The 18,009-nt window shown below is 54.8% G+C and carries 18 protein-coding genes; 12 read left to right on the top strand and 6 right to left on the bottom strand.

Annotated features, from left to right (window positions below; all coding sequences use genetic code 11):
* Positions 1-27: 27 nt before the first annotated feature.
* The 4 genes from rpmE to FZ041_RS04025 all read right to left on the bottom strand — a co-directional run bounded on the left by rpmE (position 28) and on the right by FZ041_RS04025 (position 2,159).
* Positions 28-228 (bottom strand): 50S ribosomal protein L31, encoded by a 201-nt coding sequence (rpmE, locus tag FZ041_RS04035; RefSeq protein WP_075430831.1) that lies wholly within the window; start codon positions 226-228, stop codon positions 28-30.
* Positions 229-421: 193 nt separating this feature from the next.
* Entirely contained in the window at positions 422-856 is a 435-nt protein-coding gene (gene perR / locus FZ041_RS04030; RefSeq protein WP_149188688.1) for a transcriptional regulator PerR, read from the bottom strand.
* A gap of 142 nt (positions 857-998) precedes the next feature.
* Positions 999-1,148: a hypothetical protein gene (locus tag FZ041_RS14420; protein ID WP_187626302.1), complete on the bottom strand. Its 150-nt coding sequence runs from the start codon at positions 1,146-1,148 to the stop codon at positions 999-1,001.
* Between the two features lie 75 nt (positions 1,149-1,223).
* Entirely contained in the window at positions 1,224-2,159 is a 936-nt protein-coding gene (locus tag FZ041_RS04025) for a DUF4127 family protein (RefSeq protein WP_149188611.1), read from the bottom strand.
* A 142-nt stretch (positions 2,160-2,301) separates the two neighbouring features.
* Here FZ041_RS04025 and FZ041_RS04020 point away from each other — a divergent pair, with 142 nt between their 5' ends.
* From FZ041_RS04020 to FZ041_RS03990, 7 genes are all read left to right on the top strand, one after another.
* On the top strand, positions 2,302-4,497 hold the full coding sequence (locus FZ041_RS04020) for a Tex family protein (RefSeq protein WP_149188610.1): 2,196 nt from the start codon (positions 2,302-2,304) through the stop codon (positions 4,495-4,497).
* Positions 4,494-6,413 carry a nicotinate-nucleotide--dimethylbenzimidazole phosphoribosyltransferase gene (cobT, locus tag FZ041_RS04015; protein WP_149188609.1) on the top strand — a complete coding sequence of 640 codons (1,920 nt, stop codon included), beginning with the start codon at positions 4,494-4,496 and terminating at the stop codon, positions 6,411-6,413. The genes FZ041_RS04020 and cobT overlap by 4 nt, the downstream gene beginning before the upstream one ends.
* A 231-nt stretch (positions 6,414-6,644) precedes the next feature.
* Positions 6,645-7,736, top strand: coding sequence for an ABC transporter substrate-binding protein (locus FZ041_RS04010; RefSeq protein ID WP_149188608.1), 1,092 nt, complete (start codon positions 6,645-6,647; stop codon positions 7,734-7,736).
* Positions 7,718-8,515 carry an ABC transporter permease gene (locus FZ041_RS04005; protein WP_222931132.1) on the top strand — a complete coding sequence of 266 codons (798 nt, stop codon included), beginning with the start codon at positions 7,718-7,720 and terminating at the stop codon, positions 8,513-8,515. Before FZ041_RS04010 ends, FZ041_RS04005 begins: the two co-directional genes overlap by 19 nt.
* A 2-nt stretch (positions 8,516-8,517) precedes the next feature.
* Positions 8,518-9,288: an ABC transporter ATP-binding protein gene (locus FZ041_RS04000; protein WP_149188607.1), complete on the top strand. Its 771-nt coding sequence runs from the start codon at positions 8,518-8,520 to the stop codon at positions 9,286-9,288.
* Between the two features lie 14 nt (positions 9,289-9,302).
* Positions 9,303-11,153, top strand: a complete 1,851-nt coding sequence (locus FZ041_RS03995) for a fumarate reductase/succinate dehydrogenase flavoprotein subunit (protein WP_149188606.1) — start codon at positions 9,303-9,305, stop codon at positions 11,151-11,153.
* On the top strand, positions 11,150-11,377 hold the full coding sequence (locus tag FZ041_RS03990; RefSeq protein WP_149188605.1) for a 4Fe-4S dicluster domain-containing protein: 228 nt from the start codon (positions 11,150-11,152) through the stop codon (positions 11,375-11,377). Before FZ041_RS03995 ends, FZ041_RS03990 begins: the two co-directional genes overlap by 4 nt.
* 74 nt (positions 11,378-11,451) lie before the next feature.
* On the opposite strand, the gene FZ041_RS03985 is transcribed toward FZ041_RS03990, so the two are convergent.
* Positions 11,452-13,167 (bottom strand): methyl-accepting chemotaxis protein, encoded by a 1,716-nt coding sequence (locus FZ041_RS03985; RefSeq protein WP_149188604.1) that lies wholly within the window; start codon positions 13,165-13,167, stop codon positions 11,452-11,454.
* A 238-nt stretch (positions 13,168-13,405) separates the two neighbouring features.
* Between FZ041_RS03985 and FZ041_RS03980 the strand changes: the two genes are divergently transcribed.
* The 5 genes from FZ041_RS03980 to FZ041_RS14415 all read left to right on the top strand — a co-directional run bounded on the left by FZ041_RS03980 (position 13,406) and on the right by FZ041_RS14415 (position 16,689).
* The gene (locus tag FZ041_RS03980) at positions 13,406-14,716 is read left to right on the top strand and encodes a dicarboxylate/amino acid:cation symporter (protein WP_149188603.1); all 1,311 of its coding nucleotides are present in this window, start codon (positions 13,406-13,408) and stop codon (positions 14,714-14,716) included.
* A gap of 243 nt (positions 14,717-14,959) precedes the next feature.
* Positions 14,960-15,502 (top strand): TlpA family protein disulfide reductase, encoded by a 543-nt coding sequence (locus FZ041_RS03975; protein WP_149188602.1) that lies wholly within the window; start codon positions 14,960-14,962, stop codon positions 15,500-15,502.
* On the top strand, positions 15,499-15,639 hold the full coding sequence (locus tag FZ041_RS03970; RefSeq protein WP_149188601.1) for a CD1871A family CXXC motif-containing protein: 141 nt from the start codon (positions 15,499-15,501) through the stop codon (positions 15,637-15,639). The genes FZ041_RS03975 and FZ041_RS03970 overlap by 4 nt, the downstream gene beginning before the upstream one ends.
* Positions 15,640-15,643: 4 nt before the next feature.
* On the top strand, positions 15,644-16,504 hold the full coding sequence (locus FZ041_RS03965) for a 4Fe-4S binding protein (protein WP_149188600.1): 861 nt from the start codon (positions 15,644-15,646) through the stop codon (positions 16,502-16,504).
* Between the two features lie 23 nt (positions 16,505-16,527).
* Entirely contained in the window at positions 16,528-16,689 is a 162-nt protein-coding gene (locus FZ041_RS14415; protein ID WP_187626301.1) for a hypothetical protein, read from the top strand.
* 73 nt (positions 16,690-16,762) lie between these two features.
* Here the strand turns inward: FZ041_RS14415 and FZ041_RS03960 are convergent, their stop codons facing one another.
* On the bottom strand, positions 16,763-17,947 hold the full coding sequence (locus FZ041_RS03960) for a multidrug effflux MFS transporter (RefSeq protein WP_149188599.1): 1,185 nt from the start codon (positions 17,945-17,947) through the stop codon (positions 16,763-16,765).
* Positions 17,948-18,009: the final 62 nt, after the last annotated feature.

Below are 18,009 nucleotides of genomic sequence, written 5' to 3'. Positions count from 1 at the left end.
CTCTGCTCTGCTTTACCGTTCGTGCGATTATTTCTTGGCCAGACGCTTGTTGAACTTCTCGATACGACCGCCTGCCTGTACGTCACGCTGACGACCCGTAAAGAACGGATGGCATTTGGAGCAGACATCGACGCGAAGCTCCTGAACCGTGGAACCCGTCGTGAACGTGTTGCCGCAGCCGCAAGTTACCTTAGCCTCGAAGTATTCCGGATGAATACCCTGTTTCATTATTACACCTCGCTTTCACCCCAAGAAACTGGGAATTGATACAAGCAAGCTATGCGCAAGCTTGGTTTAGACCTAGCTCCCCGTCGGGGTAAAGCCAGTCAAGTTTTTGACTTGGAACCAGACGTCAGTACGTCCAGTACTGGAATATTATATCACGCAGAAACAGTGGATGCAAGGGAAAATCCATCACCGATCAGTGTTTCTTCGCATTCTGGCAGGCAGGGCAGAGTCCGAAGAAGTACAGCTGATGCGCCGTGATGTCATAGCCCGTCGCAGCAGCCGCCTGCTGCTCGACGCCTGCCGCATCCAGATCCCCCATGATATCGTCGACGCGGCCGCAGCAGGTGCAACGCACATGCGGATGGGCCGCCGTATTGGCATCATAGCGGAAAGCATCCTCGCCCACATTGAGCTCCTGCGCCAGCCCGACCTCGCAGAGGATCGCCAAGGCCTTATAGACCGTCGCCAGGCTCATCGTCGGATAGTAAGGCTGCAGCTCCCGGTAGAGCATCTCGGCATTCGGATGCGCCGTGGTATGCGAAAGCGCCCGATAGACAGCCAGCCGCTGGGGTGTGACCTTGAAGCCGCGCTCGCGGAGCAGCGCCGTCACTTCCTGGGGTTTGAGCATCGCCTTCATGACAAAATCCTTTCTTGCTCACGAACTAACAAATAATGATTATCTATTTGTATTTATTCTATCTTATCTCCGCACGCCTTGTCAATATCCAGGCAAAAGAAAAGAGAGCCGCGCGCCGCAGCTCCCTTGTGTTTTATGCAACTTTCGTCTTCTTGCGCTCAACCTGACCAGTCTCTACTGCGGCCGCACGACGCATCAGCCATTCGGCCCGCCGCGTCTGTACCTTGCGCTCATAGCAAACATAGTCATGATTCCAGTTGATGCTCTTCCTCATCTTCTTCATCGCAATCCCTCCATGTTCACAATATGTACGTATAAATCCCTATGAATAAGTCTCCCTGACTTTGGAGTTATTTTATCATGTTTCAAAAGTATTGTCACGATAAAATTCAGTAATGGAAACAGCCGGCAAGCATAGGCATCTGGCCGGCTTGCTGCCGGCAAGATCCTGGACGGCCCGGCATACGAGCACCGCATCCACCGGCGCATCACCCGCCAGCAGCTGGAATTTCCCCGCTGGCAATCCCTGGGCATAGGCCGTGAGGATACGTCCTTCGCGCTGGGTCTGCGACAGTGGTGCCGTATCATCCTGCCCGATGACGAAATGGCGCACTACCCCCTTGCGCGTATAGTCGATCAGGCAGCGGTTCATCGACAGATTCTTGTCGCGGCGCGCCTGCCAGTCCTGCCAGACATCCGGCGGAACGGCATTCATGTGCCGGCTGAGCTCGGCCTGCTCGGCCCGGGTCAGCCCCTGGGTCTCCTGCTTGTCCACCAGCGCCGTAGCCGCAACGATATCATCCCCGTACTCCAGATAGTAGTCGGGACCGCCGCGGCCTGCCGCAGCATCCTCCGACGTCCGCATGAGGGACCCGAACACATAGAACCGGATGTCCGGATACTTCTGGTGCAGCACGGCAAACTGCGCTACGCGCGCCGCCAGCAAGGGCTCTGGCAGCTCATGGCGGCGCGACGGTACCAGGCCGCCGTAGAGCAGGGCATCGGCAGACACCATCGCGGCATCGGCGGTGCCGATGTTTGCCCGCACCCAGGCCCAGAGCTTATCCGGCTGCCCCGGACAAGCAGCGCCATCGCTCAGGAGCTCAGCCGGTGGCAGCAGGACTTCATAGCCGCGGGCGCGGAGGCGCTCCACCGCCGCCTGATCTGCCAGCGCGCAGTTATCGTAGGGGACAAATAGCAATTTTCCCTTGGCTGCTGCCAGGGATGCATCCACGGCCAGCAGGCTGAACAGCCCGGCCAGGACAGCAGCCAAAATCATCCTTATCGTTTTCATAGCTCCACCTCATTGGCCGCATAGACTATCCTCTCGGTGTTTGCTCTTTAATTCGACATCGCCCTGCCAAAAACCTGCCATCGGCCGCCACGTTATTTGTGTTATAATGAAGACATTACGACAGAAAGTTGGTAGTTACGCTATGCTTACAAACGATATCAGCGCGGTCATCGCGAAAGAATTGAACGTCCGCCCGAAACAGGTCACGGCGGCCATCGAGCTGCTCGATGACGGCAACACGGTGCCCTTCATCGCCCGCTACCGCAAGGAAGCCACGGGCTCACTCGAAGACGAGCAGCTGCGCGTGCTCGAAGAGCGCCTTGCCTATCTGCGCAACCTCGTCAAGCGCCAGGAGGAGATCCTCGGCAAGATCGAGGAGCAGGGCAAGCTCACGGACGAGCTGCGCACGGCCATCGAGAAGACCACGAAGCTGCAGGACCTCGAGGACCTTTACCTGCCCTACAAGCAGAAAAAACGCACGCGCGCCCAGATTGCCCGCGAGGCAGGCCTCGAGCCCCTCGCGAATGCCATGATGCTGCAGGCCCAGGCCAAGGGCACTGCCCTCGCTGAGGCTGCCAAGTTCATCGACGCCGCCAAGGGCATCGAGACAGCGGACGCCGCACTGGCTGGCGCCATGGATATCGTCGCCGAAACCACGATGGAAGATGCGGCCCTGCGCAAGAAGATGCGCACCCGGCTCTGGAACATGGCCGTCCTGACGACCAGCCTTGCCGACGATGCCGCTGAAGAGGACAAGCAGGTGCTCGAGATGTACGCCGAGTACCGCGAGCCTGTACATACTTTGCCCTCCCACCGCATCCTCGCCATCAACCGCGGCGAGAAGAAGGGCGCCCTCAAGGTCAAGCTCGAAACCAGCCACGAGGAGAACTGCCGCCGCATCTATGACAGCATCCACCGCCAGCCTTCCATCTGGGAGGAATGCCTGCAAGCGGCCATCGCCGACGGCTACAAGCGCCTGCTGCTGCCCGCCCTCGAGCGCGAGATCCGCAGCCAGCTCACCGAAGCAGCCGAAGCCCAAGCCATCAAGGTCTTCGGCGCGAACCTGCGCCAGCTCCTGCTGCAGGCCCCCCTTGCCGGACACACGGTCATGGGCCTCGATCCTGGCTACCGCAACGGCTGCAAGATGGCCGTCGTCGACGCCACGGGACAGGTGCTCGACTACGGTGTGCTGCAGATCACCCAGAGCGACCGCGCCAAGGCCGCCGCAGCCCAGACCGTGCTCACCTCCATCCGGAAGCACCACGTCACGCTGATTTCCATCGGCAATGGCACCGCCTCCTATGAGACGGAGCAGTTCACCGCAGAGCTCATCCGCGAAAATGCTCTCCGCGATGTCCACTATATCATCGCCAACGAAGCCGGCGCTTCGGTATACTCAGCTTCGGCACTGGCCAAGGAAGAGCTGCCCGAATACGACGTCGTCATCCGCGGTGCGGTATCGATCGCCCGCCGCGTGCAGGACCCCCTCGCAGAGCTCGTCAAGATCGACCCGAAGGCCATCGGAGTCGGCCAGTACCAGCACGATGTCAACCAGAAGGAGCTCTCCCATACCCTGGATGCGACCATCGAAAGTGCCGTCAACCATGTCGGCGTCGATCTCAATACAGCTTCGGCCGCCCTCTTGAAGCACATCGCTGGCATCAACGCGACGATTGCCAAGAACATCGTCGCCTACCGCAACGAAAACGGCAGCTTTGGCACCCGCCGCCAGCTGCTCAAGGTGCCACGTCTCGGCCCTGCGGCCTTCACGCAGTGCGCCGGCTTCCTGCGCATCGCCAGCGGCAAGTCCCCCCTTGACAACACGCCGGTCCATCCCGAGTCCTACCAGCTCGCCGAGGCCATCCTGGCCAAGCTCGGCTTTGCCCTGAGCGACCTGGGCGACAAAGACCAGCTCGCCCTGCTCGCCGCCAAGAGCAAGCTCGTCGACTGTGCCAAGCTCGCCAAGGAACTCGACGCCGGCGAGCCGACGGTCAAGGATATCCTCGCGGCCCTTGTCAAGCCAGGCCGCGATCCGCGCGAGGATCTGCCGGCCCCGCTGACGCGGCAGGCCATCGTCAAGCTCTCCGACATCCAGCCGGGCACCATCATGCGCGGCACCGTGCGCAACATCACAGACTTCGGCGCCTTTGTCGATATCGGCCTGCATCAGGACGGCCTCATCCATATCTCCGAGCTGTCCAAGAAACGCGTCAAGCATCCGCTCGATGTGCTCTCCATCGGCGATGTCATAAACGTCATGGTCATCAGCATCGATGAGAAGCGCAACCGCATCGGCTTATCGCTCAAACAAGTACCAAAGGAGGCACAGATCGGATGAGCCTGCTTGAACAAACCATCGCCATCATCCGCCCGGCCAGCCATGAGACCGCCAGCGCCGCCGCCACCCGCCTCCAACAGGTGCTCGAGGGAGACGATACCGCCCTGGGCCGCCTGCGCAGCCTGCTGCTGCGCTATCTGGCCATAACCGGAGAGCGCCATCCCCAGGCCCCCGAGAAATGCACGATCATCGCCTGCGCCGACCACGGGGTCGCCGCCGAGGGGGTCAGTGCCTATCCGGCCGAAACGACCGTGCAGATGACGCGCAACTACCTCATCAGCCGCGGCGGAGCCGCCAACGCCTTTGCCGACTACTGCGGGGCCGAGCTCCTCGTGGTCGATATGGGCATCGCCGCTGACACCAGCGACATCCCCGATCTTATCGACGCCCGCATCGCCAGCGGCACAGCCAACATGGCCCAGGGGCCGGCGATGACGCGCGAGCAGGCCCGTCAGGCCATCGAGACGGGCATCGACATTGCCAATCAGGTCATCGACGAAGGCTTCGATTGCCTGCTGCCCGGCGAGATGGGCATCGCCAATACCACGGCCAGTGCAGCCATCACGGCCGTCTGCTGCGGCCTGGCCGCGCCCGACGTCGCCGGGCGCGGCACGAATATCTCCGACGAACGCCTGCAGAAAAAAACAAGAATCATCGAACAGGCGCTGGCCCTCAACCAGCCCCAGCCGCATGACGGCCTCGATATCCTCGCGAAAGTCGGCGGCTTCGAGCTCGGCGCTATCGCCGGGATGATCCTCGGCGCAGCCGCCCGCCAGCGCACCGTCATCCTCGACGGTGCCAACACCGCAGCCGCCGCGCTCATCGCCCAGGCACTTGCGCCCGACTGTGTGGACTACCTGCTCGCCTCCCATCAAGGCGCAGAAAAATCCCATGTCCACAGTCTCAAGAAGCTCGGACTGGAGCCGCTCATGGACCTCGACCTCAAGCTCGGCGAAGCCTGCGGCTCAAGCCTGGCGGCCACCATGCTCGACGCCGTGCTCACGGCTTGGGATGTACTCGACAAGCTGCCCCAGGACCCGATCGAGACACCGTTCCATCAGGAATACATGCGCCATGCAGCCCCGAAGATCACGGATAAGACCTTCGACTTCTACCTGCGCACGATGCAGGATCTCGACCGGGACGCGATGGAGCTCTGCCAGCAGCGCATCGACAACCTCGCCAAGCCCATCTACAGCCTCGGCTACCTTGAGCAGATTGCCGTCGAGCTCGCCGGCATCATTGGCGACGAACTGCCCGAATGCGGCATGGACAGGGCCTTGCTGGTCTTCACCGGCCGGCACACGAGCCCGCTGCAGTCGCAGCTCACTGCTGCCTTTGCCACCCATGCCGGTGCCGAAGTCACCCTGGCCCATCTGCGCGATGGCCTGCCGCCCACCGCGGCCTTTGACTTCGGCCGTGAGCACGCCGAGCTCCTCTCCCTGTCCTATCCGCTGCTCGGCCTGTCGCTGACCGAGATCGACGAGGATGCGCCCTTCGGTACGGCTGCCAGCGAGCTGCGCGCCGCGCTGCTCAAGGAAGACGGCAGCCTGCGCTACGCTGCTGACGAGTTCCTGCAGCAAACACCGGAAACATATCAGCCTGCAGTCAGCGCCATAATCGGTGCGATAATCGCCGCCGCGCATAACAGCAGCTTTATCCTGCTAGACGACGAAGCCACAGAAATCATCGCACGCTACACCGAGCTCTTATGCCCCGCTGTGCGCCCCTATATCCTGCATGTCCAGCCAGCAATGCTGCAGACCGGCATCACATTGCCCGGCGGCATCATCGCCAGCCTCGGCCTTGGCATCACCGAAGCGGCCATGCATATGCTGAACGGCATGCGCACCTTCGCGGAAACAAAAGTAGCCGTCGCCAGTGACGGCCCCGGTGCTAGTATACAAAAAAAATAAAATTCATAAAAAAGCTATTGACAAAAACCATATTTTAATTTAGTATATTATTCATATAAAAATTATATGAATAAACAAGATTACTTGATAGAGAGATTTTTGTTTATTGCTTCAACGACAACGACATAGATTCTTTGAATAGCTGATTATGACAACATAAAGGCTGGGCATTTTATTTGCTCAGCCTTTTTTATATATACATTTATACTGCTAAAAAGGAGTGCATGTATTATGAGAAAAAGATGGAATCTTTTGGCAATTTTAACTTTAATACTCAGTCTTTTCGTTACAGGTTGCGGAAAAGATGATATTGCCCAAACCACAGCTGCCAACAGTGGACAAGATAAGGTAACTATTGGCATTGGATATCAAATTCCAACCGCACAAACCTGGGGTGTTCTCATTGTAAAAAATAAACATCTTTTTGAAAAACATTTGAAAGCGGCTGCTCCTGATAAGGATTTTGAAATAGAATGGTCTAATTCTCCATCTGGCCCGCCACTTACCAATAACATGGTAGCAGGAAAGCTTCAGATTGCCTTAATGGGCGACATGCCCATTCTAATCAATGGCGAACAAGGCCAAAAAGCCAAAAATTATCAATCGGTATTTCTTGCCTTCGATGGCAAAGGAAAATCAGGCCATAATCAAGCGATCATGGCTCCAGAAAACAGTACGCTGACGATTGATGATCTCAAAGGGAAAACAGTATCTACGCCGTTAGGCTCTAGCGCACACCGTATGCTGTTAGAAGCCCTGGACAAACGTGGGATTACGGATCAGGTGAATATTGTCAATCAGGATGTAACCGTTGGCATGACTAATATTGAGCAGGATAAAATAGATGCTCATGCTACTTGGGAACCATATCCCTCTTTGATTCTTAGCAAAAAAACAGGCAAAGTATTGCTGGATGGCAGTGATACAGGCGTAGACTATCTTGATGGCGTTGTAGCAGATCGTAAATGGGTTGAAGCGAATCCGGAATACACGGTGGCTTTCTTAAAAGCTCTGCTTGAAGCTCATGAATTTATCCGCCAGAATCCAGAGGAAGCTGCACAGATTTTCGCAGAGGAAACACAGTATCCATTGGAGGTAACAAAAGCAATCGTCAAGAACGTACGATTCGATTCGGTCATTTATCGCAAAGATATCAATACGTTGGCAGGCAGCCGTGATTTCCTGAAAAAGATTGATAAACTCAAAGAGATCGATCTCGATAAGTTCGTGGATGACTCCTATCTGAAAAAAGCATTCAGCGAACTGAAGAAAGAATATCCTTCGGATCAGGAACTACAAGGCGAATGGTTGCCATTGAAGTGAGGCGCATACCAATGAACAGCGGAATAAGATGGATAAGAAAAACCACCGCCTTTCTTATATTTTTGGCCATTTGGCACGCATTGGTAACAAACAATGTCATGGTGCCGTTAATGTTTGGAAATCTGCCCTCACCGGTGGATGTCGGAAAAACCTTGATTAAGGCATTAGGCGAAACAACTTTTTATTATCATATTGCAGCGAGTTTTGTGCGCATTTTCATTGGCAGTACATTGGCATTGCCGTTGGCCGTATTATTGGGGATACTGATTGGCAGAACAGCATGGGCTGAGGATTTTATCTTGCCAATACTTGATTCACTGCGTCCAATCCCTCAAATTTCTTGGATTCCGGTAGCTATTTTGCTATTTCCCTCAGTTGAGGGCAGCATTATATTCATCACTTTTTTAGGAGCCTTTTTCCCCATATTGGTTAACACCATAGCTGGTATTCGCGAGGTAAATCCTTCCTATATTCTAGCTGCCAGAAGCATGGGGGCAACGAAGTGGCAGATGCTAACGAAAATCTATTTGCCCGATGCAATTCCCAATATCCTGACGGGTTTTTCCGTAGGTGTCGGCATTTCCTGGATGAGCGTAATTGCAGCAGAGATGATTTCTGGCAAATATGGAATCGGCTACTACACTTGGACTTCCTACACATTAATGGCATATTCCGAGACGATTGTTGGAATGATTACCATTGGCGTAATGGGAATCCTCTGCTTTACTTTTATCCAGCGAGTGGAAAAATACCTGTTGCGTTGGCGTTTGGAGGGATAATCATGAGCATTGATATAACCAATGTGACCAGGACATACCATTTACCAGATAAAAATGTTCATGCCATCCGCCATGTGGATCTCCATATAGCCAGCCATGAATTCGTTTGCCTCTTGGGACCATCGGGCTGCGGCAAGAGCACTCTGCTAAAAATATTATCCGGCTTGGAAAGACCTGATGAAGGCACGCTAGAGATTGATGGAACAAAAGTCAATGGTCCAGGCCGAGAACGGGCTGTAGTTTTTCAGGATTATGCCCTGCTTCCCTGGCGGACGGTCCGGGAAAATGTTGCATTTCCCTTGGAACTTGCCCATGTTTCCCGCAAGGATCGCGAAGAAAAAGCACAGGAATATTTAAAACTTGTGCATTTGGAAAAATTTGCCGATGCTTACATTCATCAACTGTCCGGAGGCATGCGTCAGCGTGTAGCCATTGCCAGAGCTTTGGTACAGCAGCCAGACATCCTCCTGATGGATGAACCCTTCGGTGCCTTAGATGCTTTTACCAGAATGGAACTCCAGTCAGAGCTTGTAAAAATATGGCAGGCTAAACGGCCAACCATCGTTTTTGTTACCCATGACATCGATGAAGCTATCTTTCTAGGCGATAAGGTAGTCATCATGACACCAAATCCTGGAAAAGTCCACTCTATAGTAGAAATCCCTGTGGGCAAACCACGACACAGAACCGGCCCGGATTTCAATTTTTATCGGGACAAAGTATATAAAGAGTTTTCTTTAGTGAATGAGTATGCAGTTGAATATTATATTTAAAATAGGAGGGCCCTATGGCTATACATGAACTGAAAGCGGATGTTGTTATCTTAGGTGGTGGCAGTGCTGGCACTATTGCGGCAATCAAGGCCAAAGAAAAGAATCCCGAAGCCGAAGTGGTAGTTCTGGATAAAGGCCCGATTGAAACTTCCGGTGCTATCGGAAGAGGTATGGATGCGTTGAATATCATGGCATCTCCTGGCTATTCAACGCCCGAAGATGTGGTCGAGGCGTTGACCAAAGTTACCGAGGGTATCCTTGATCAGGAAACAGCCTATGTTTTAGGCAAGAATAGCATTCAGGTGGTCAAAGACTTAGAAGATTACACCGGCCGGGAACCGGGAGATCTATTCCCTATCGATGAGAACGGAAACTATAAAACGAGCTATCTGCATCCAGTAGACCATCCCCTTTATCTGGCAATGGATGGAGAAGACATCAAACGTGCTTTGGCCAAGAGGGTGCGCAATTTGGGAACCACGGTTCTTGACTTCACCCCAGCAGTCCGTCTCTTCACAAAAAAAGGACGTGTATCCGCAATCCTGGCTTTCAATATCCGCACAGGAAAATTCTATTTCATCAAAACACCTACGGTTATCCTGACAGCTGGAGCCGTTGGAAAATTCGGCTTGCCGCGAGACGGCTATCTTAGCGGAATCTATGAATTTCCAGGCAATACGGGCGAAGGATTTGCCATGGCCTACCATGCTGGTGCAGAACTCATCAATTTGGAATGTTTCCAGACAAACTTACTGATGAAAGATTTCAATGGTCCGGCTTGCGGTTATGTTGTTATCCCACGTGGCGGATATGGCGTCAATGCGGAAGGAGATCGTTATTGGTCTCATGGGTATTGGTCTGGAGATATGTTCTTAGCCGTTTGGCGTGAACTGCAGGAAGGCAGAGGACCAGTATTCCTCAAAATGGATCATCTGCCAGAAGAAACGGTCGAAGGCTTGGAAAAAGTCCTTTGGGGAACAGAGCGTACTTCGCGAGGACTATTCCATAAAGCACGTGGCGAAAATTATCGTAAATGGGACTCTGTAGAGCAAGGTATGGAAGAAATTACGCTTTGCAGTGGACATAGTATGTCTGGCATAAAAGTCAATAAGGATACCGAAACTACCGTGCCGGGTCTTTATGCCGCTGGAGATTGTGCCGCTGTTCCCCATCAGTATTTAACTGGAGCCTTCGTTTTTGGCAGTATTGCCGGCGAAAAGGCAGTAGAATACGCCAAAAAGAATCCAGCACCAGCAACAGATGTTGACATAAAGCAGGTTGTTGCTGAAATAGTTGCCCCATTACAACGCGCAGAAGGGCTTACCGTAGAGGAAGTAGAATTCAAAATCCGTTCTCGTATCAGTCAGTATCTTACACCGCCAAAGAGCGATCCTTTGATGAAAAAACTTCTCTGGTGGATCAAGCGGATTCGCCAAGAAGATATTCCTCGTATCAAAGTAGATGATTACCATGATCTGATCAAGGTTACAGAAGTCAAAAGTATCCTGGATTGTGCAGAAATGGCTGCGAAAGCATCCCTTTACCGTACAGAAAGCCGATGGGGATTATGCCATTATCGTCTTTCCTATCCGAAACGGGATAAAGAATGGGATGATAAATGGGTAGTTGTCCGTAAAAATCAGCAATCGGGGGAAATGGAGCTCCATAAAGAAAAAGTTCCCGCACCAAGATGGCGATTCCATGCGCGTTTAGAATATGAGTATCCGTCATTACACCTTGATATCGGTCATGGCTATGAACATCCCCAAAATGGTGTACTTGATCCCTGGATTAACGAAAAAGTGAAGCGCGAGGGAATGCAAACGCCTAAACGAATTGTACCAAACGGAGGAGCAATCGCATGAGTATCAATAAGAAAAATGATTATCAGTGGATAAAAATAGACCCCGGGAAATGCGTACATTGTGGAATCTGTGTCAATTATTGCCCCAGGGATGTGCTGGCTAAAGACGATAATGGCGTCCCGTATATGAAACATCGAGATGATTGCTGGTACTGTGATGTCTGCTCTTTTGTCTGCCCTAAAAATGCCTTGGTGTTAAAAGAAGTGCCTTATTTGATAAAATAAGCAAAAAACCTCCCGTACCGCTAATGAAAAACGAGCACAATCGCTATGCGATCATGCTCGTTTTTCATTTATGATTAAAAATTAAACTGCTTAAGTGCCTGTTTCTGCTCTGCAGCCATATGCGAAAGCGTGTCGCTGGCCGAGGCGATTTCCTCCGACGAAGCGGACTGCTCCTCGGTAGCTGCCGAAACCGACTCCATATGCTCCGAAATCTCACGGCCCTTGGCGTTGATTTCCGCCACCGAATCGGAGATGTTCTGCGCATCCGCATTGACCTGACGGATGGCCGCATCCATTTCCTTGGTCTTGGCCGCACCGGACTGCACGAGATCATGGATGCGCTCGAATACTGCCTGCAGCTCCTCGACCGACTTCGCACCGGTGACGACAGCGTCGCAGCCCTGCTTCATCGAATCGACAGCCTCAGCCGTATCCTGCTGCATCGCATTGATAAGGCCGGCAATCTTCTGGGCTGCCTCTTCGGACTGCTCAGCCAGCTTGCGGACCTCCTCCGCTACGACGGAGAAGCCGCGGCCCTGCTCACCAGCACGCGCTGCCTCGATGGCGGCATTGAGTGCCAGCAGGTTCGTCTGGCTGGCAATCTCCGAGATTGTATCGACGATAGCCCCGATTTCGCCCGAGCGGCTGCCCAGACGGCTGACCATCTCAGCCGTGCTGCTGACCGTGGACTCGACATCGCGGATCTCACGCACCGAGTCAGCCAGTGCCTTGTTGCCCTGTGCTGCCTCACCAGCAGCCGTCAGGGAGTTTTCCGATACCTCGCCAGCATGGGCGCGCATCGTCTGGATGGAAGCATTCACCTTGTCCAGCAGTTCCTGGCTGGCCTTGAGCTTCTCCTCCTGCTCGATGACGATATGCGCTGCCTCGCCAACAGCCTCAGCCGACTGCACCGAAGCCTGGGCCGACTGCAGCGAAGCCTCCTTGAGGTTGCCCGAGGAGTCGCTGATATCCTGGATGGACTTATAGACACCCTTCATATAAGCAGCCAGCTTATGCTGCATGTCAGCCAGGACACCGGAGAGATGACCGAACTCATCGCCACGGTCCAGAGCCATCGCCGAGCCGCGGAAATCACCATCGCGGAGCTTCTCGCAGACTGCGCGCATCGAATCGAGGGCCGACGTGATATTACGCGCCGTCATCAGGCTGCCGCCGGCCTGCACCACCAGTGCGACCAGCGTGACGATCATGATGAGCATCAAGGCACTGCTGTTCGCATCGCGGCTGGCCTGCTCTCTGGCCTCCGCCTGCTCGTTGACGCGCTGCTGCTGGCCATGGAAAGCATCGCGCAGGCCGCGCGTTGCCGGCGAGCCTTCTTTCTCATAATAAGCCAAGGCGTCGGCCGCCTTGCCCTGATTCGACAGCTCGATGACATGCGTCATGACCTTCTTGTAGTTCGCCCACTGCGCATCGATCTCGCTGGTATCCTCGATCGGCATGCCCTTGACGGTTTCCTTGTACTCAGCCAGAGCCTTCTCAACGTTGTCCGCAGCTTCCTTCTGCTGCTTCGACACCGTCTTCAAGCGGTCGGCATTGTCGTGGAGTGTTATCATCTGCAGCGTCTTGACCATCATGACACGGCTGTACTCGACAGCAGTTCCCAAATGCTGCACCCCCTTCATCTCATGCTGGTACATGCTGTTCATCGCATGGTCAGCATTGCTCAGGGAACGATACCCCGTAAAGCTGATACCCAGCATGGCAATCGCAGCGACCGCCACGATAAGCATCAGCTTGTAAGCTACCTTCAAATTATCAAATAATCCCATTTCTCGCACCTCCTAAAATGATAGATTTCTATTATATCAATTTTATTGTACCATTGCAAAAAAAAGCGCACTATTCTTTTATACTTATAAAATGTATAAGTTTTTCTTATACACTTCCCGTCCACACAACTATTATTTTTACAATTCATATTGACATATGCCTTGCTGGCGGATATAATGTAAACATATTAAACATGTATGATTTATCAATCATCAATGCAGGAAAGAAGGTATCCTTATGGCAAACGAACAACATAACCGGGTCGACCAGGCCCGCGAAGAGGCTTTGCGCCAGCACAATCCCGGCGCCAGCCGCCAGCAGATGATCCTCTGGTTCGGTGCGCTGATCCTCGGTGGCATCCTCGGCTCCCTCGGGCTGGCTCCTTTGAATGAACTGTTTGATTTCATCGCCACGGTCTTCACGCGGCTGTTCCAGTTCATTGCCGTGCCGACCATCGCACTTGCCGTCATCACGACGCTCTCGGCCCTCGGCGGCAAGCGGGAAACCAAGACGATCTTCGCCCATGCAGTGACTTATACCCTGCTGACGACCTTTTCCGCCGCCGCAGTCGGCCTCGCGCTCTACCTCTGGATCGCCCCGGGCAACCTGCCCGCCGAAGTAGTCGGCGCCGGCACAGCCGCCGTCCCCCTCGACAAGGTCGGCTCCCTTTCCTACTATGACCATATCCTCTCGGTCATCCCGAACAATATCCTGCAGCCCTTCCTGGCCGGCAATGTCCTCTCGGTCATGATCATCGCGGCGTCCGTGGGTTTGGCCCTGGCCTTTATGCCCCAGACTGAGAACCGCGCCGTCCTGATCAAAGGGCTCTACGGAATACAGGAATTGCTGTTCACGCTGATCAAGGCGATTCTCTGGGCCCTGCCTGCCGGCATCCTGGCCTTCTCCGGCCAGCTCGCCGCCCAGATCCAGGCAGGTGTCATCGTCGGCGCCCTTGGCAAATACGTTGCCGTCGTCCTCGGCGGCAACGCCATCCAGTTCTTCGTCGTGCTGCCGCTGTTCCTGCTGCTGCGCGGCCTGAACCCCATCGACGTCTTCAAGAAGATGAGCCCGGCGATAGCCGTCGCCCTGTTCACCAAAAGCTCGGCCGGCACCTTGCCCGTGACGCTGGCTTCCGCTGAACAGAATCTCCAGGCGGATACGCGCGTATCACGCTTCGTCCTGCCGATCTGCACGACCATCAATATGAATGGCTGCGCGGCCTTCATCCTCGTGACCTCCCTGTTCGTCATGCAGAATGCCGGCATCGAGCTCACGCTCGGCACGATGGTCTCCTGGCTCTTCATCGCCGTCCTCGCGGCTGTCGGCAACGCAGGTGTGCCGATGGGCTGCTACTTCCTGACGCTCTCGCTCATGAGCTCCATCGGAGCACCGATTGGCCTTATGGGTGTCATCCTGCCCATCTACACGATCATCGACATGATCGAGACGGCAGAAAACGTCTGGTCCGACTCTTCGGTCTGCGCCATGACCGACCACGACCTCAAAGGCAAGCTCGAATCCCCAGCTCCTGCTGGTTCTCTTTCCTGAAATATCCTAGGCAAGGCAGAAAAAGGATAACGTACTGAAAAAACTTTATATTCCCCTACACACTTTTCGCAGTTGCGGGATATAAAGAACAGACAGCTGATCGATCTGCTCAGGCAGCCGGCACCGCAAGGCTTGTTGGCTGCCTGTTTTTTTTAAGGAAAAAATTTTTTCGTCGATAATAATGGATAGAAGGTATTTTTCAGGATGAGAGGATCTTGCTGGTAAGAAAGAGGAGGAATCGGTATGCACAAACTGTTCAAGGCCCTATTGATGTCAATGGTAGCTTTTTCGGCCATTTTCCTGGCCACAGGCTGTTCGGCAGAAACTGGCAAACCTGCCCAGGAAACGGCAAATAGCAATAAGTTCCCGGCATTCCAGACGGTAGATGTAGCTGGTAATCCTGTCACGCAGGATATTTTCAAAGGGAAGAAAATCACTGTCGTGAATATCTGGGGCACCTTCTGCCCGCCCTGCATCGAAGAGATGCCGGAACTGGGGAAATGGGCCCGGGAAATGCCGCAGGATGCGCAGATCATCGGCCTCGTATGCGATGCCATCGGCCCCAGCGATAAAGAAACAACGGCAGCTGCTGTCAAGATCTTGAAGGATGCCAATGCCAGCTTTGTGAATATCCTGCCGGACGACAATCTGCTGAAGTATCTGGAAAGCATCGACGCCGTCCCCACGACCATCTTTGTGGATTCTGATGGCAACATCATCGGGGAAAAGGTCATCGGTGCCGATGTCGCTAAGTACAAACAGCAGGTCAAGGGGTATCTCAAATGACCCGGCTTGCCCAGCTCCGCAGCCTGCTGCTGGCTCTGGCGGCCGGCTGCATACTGTGGGGACTGTGGCGCGGTGAGGCCCGTATCATTTTCCATAAGGCCGTGCGCGTTTGCATGGAATGTATCGGATTGGGGTGAGACGATGGATATCACCCGTTCCTTCAACCGCCGCTTCGTGCAGCTGCTGGCAGCCGTGATCACCAATCAGGAATTGCTGAATCTCACCTCCGGCAAGCTCTACAAGGGCAGTGCCAAGAATCTGTGTGCGCCAGGACTTAATTGTTACTCCTGCCCGGCAGCCACCTTATCCTGCCCGCTAGGCGCCCTGCAGGCCGCCGGCGGGACAGCCGGCTATGGTTTCAGCTTTTATGCTGGCGGTTTCCTGCTGCTGCTGGGCGTGCTCTGGGGACGACTGGCCTGTGGCTTTCTCTGTCCCTTCGGCCTGCTGCAGGACCTGCTGAGCAAGCTGCCCGTGCCGAAACGGCGCTTGTTTCCGCCGCTGCGCTATGTGAAATACCTGCTGCTGGTGGTCTTTGTCCTGCTATTGCCCGTGCTGCTCCTCATGATCAATGGCATCGGAGCGCCGGCCTTTTGCGAGTACATCTGCCCGGCAGGTACACTGGAGGCTGCTGTACCGCTGCTGCTGACACATCCAGAATACCGGCAGGCCGCCGGCGGGCTGTTTGTCTGGAAAGCCATTATCCTGGCCGCTGTGGTCATTGGCTGCCTGTTCATCAGCCGGTTCTTCTGCAAGATGCTATGTCCGCTAGGAGCAGCCTACGGCCTGCTGAACGCCATCAGCATCTGCCGGCTGCATCTGGACAAAACGCGCTGTGTGTCCTGCGGCCGGTGCCACAAGAGCTGCCCCATGGACATCGACCCGGTGGCGCAGCTCCATTCCCCGGAGTGCATCATGTGCGGCCAATGTGTGGAAGCCTGTCCGCAAAAGGCCCTGCATCTGGGTATCAAGGCACCGGCAGCTAAGCCTGCTGCAGATGCTTGAATCAGGATATAGGAGGTATGCGTATGAAGCAGAAATTCTGTGCCCTGCTGCTGGCGTTGCTGGTTATGGCGGCAGCAGTTCCGGCCATGGCCGCAGCGAGCGATACGCCCACTGGCAGCAATTATCAGCAAAGTGATGATGGCTGCAAGGACGGCGTATGCCCGTGGAGAAAGGGCGGAAAATAAAAATAAGCCCCTTGCAGATGGCAAAGAGGTGTGACAAATGCGGAAGCATTTTGTCACACCTCTTTTTTCTTTCTTATTTATGCTCTGGCACAATCATCGTGTAGAAGCACAGGACGCCGAGCCCGTAGCCAGCCACCATGAGGAGGCTCATCGGGATGGCCGTATGGTCGCCCATGATGCCGACCACCGGCATCATGCAAGCGCCGAGGATCATCGAGAAGAAGCCCACGAGAGCACTGGCACTGCCGGCATTCTGCCCCTGCCTTGAGAGCGCCAGCGAAAAGCTCGCCGAGCCCATGACAGAAAGCGGCACGACCGTGACAAACAGTACCGCCACCGTATAGCCAATGGGCGCATCCAGCACGAAGCCCACCAGCAGGAAAAGCGAACCTGCCAGCGGAAGCAATACTCCCGCCTTTAATAGCTTTTCATCAGGCACCCGGCCTGCCAGGCGTGCCGGCAGCAGTCCGGCCAGCATCAGCCCGAGACCGATGAAGCCAAAGATCAAGCTGAAGGTCTGCGGCGAAACCTGATAGATATTCTGGAAGACAAACGACGAGCCGGCCAGATACGAAAAGAAGGCGCCGAAGACAAAACACTGCAGCAGGCAATGACCAAGGAAATAGCGGTCGCGCAACAGCTGCGGGTATTTGCGGAACGATTCGCTGAGGCCCTTGAGCCGCTGCTCCTTCGGCAAAGTCTCCTTGTAGGCCAGCGTGGCCAGCGCCTGCAAGATACCGATGAACACCAGCACCACGAACACGCCGCGCCAGCTCGTGAACAGGAGGATCTGGCCGCCCAGCACCGGTGCAATGATCGGGGCCAGGCCATTCACCATCATCAACAGGGCAAAGAAGCGCGTGAGCTCTGCGCCCTCGCAGACATCGCGGGCAATCGCGCGCGCGATGACGATGCCGCTGGCCCCTGCAAAGCCGGCCAGGAAGCGGCAGAGCAGGAACAGCCGGATATCCTGCGCCCAGACGCAGCCCGCCGTTGCCAGGATGAACAGGATCATGCCGATGAACAGCGGCCCCCGCCGCCCATAGCGGTCACTGAGCGGCCCCGTGAAGATCTGGCCGATGGCCATGCCGATGATGGTCATCGTCAGCGTCAGCTGTGCCAGCGAAGCCGAAATCCCCAAGTCAGTCTGCACGGTCGGCAGGGCTGGCAGGTACATATCGGTCGAAAGCGGCGCCATTGCCGACATGATGCCCAGAAACACCGTCAGCCACAAGCGCGTCTTATTTGTCATTTGCATAACTTCGTCCTTTCTCATGCGCGTAATGAGCCCATTTTAACAAGGTTTTCTTAAATATTTGA

It is taken from the genome of Pseudoselenomonas caprae, assembly GCF_008271345.1.
Classification (GTDB): Bacteria; Bacillota; Negativicutes; order Selenomonadales; family Selenomonadaceae; genus Selenomonas_A; species Selenomonas_A caprae.
This window is presented reverse-complemented; position numbering and strand designations above follow the sequence as displayed.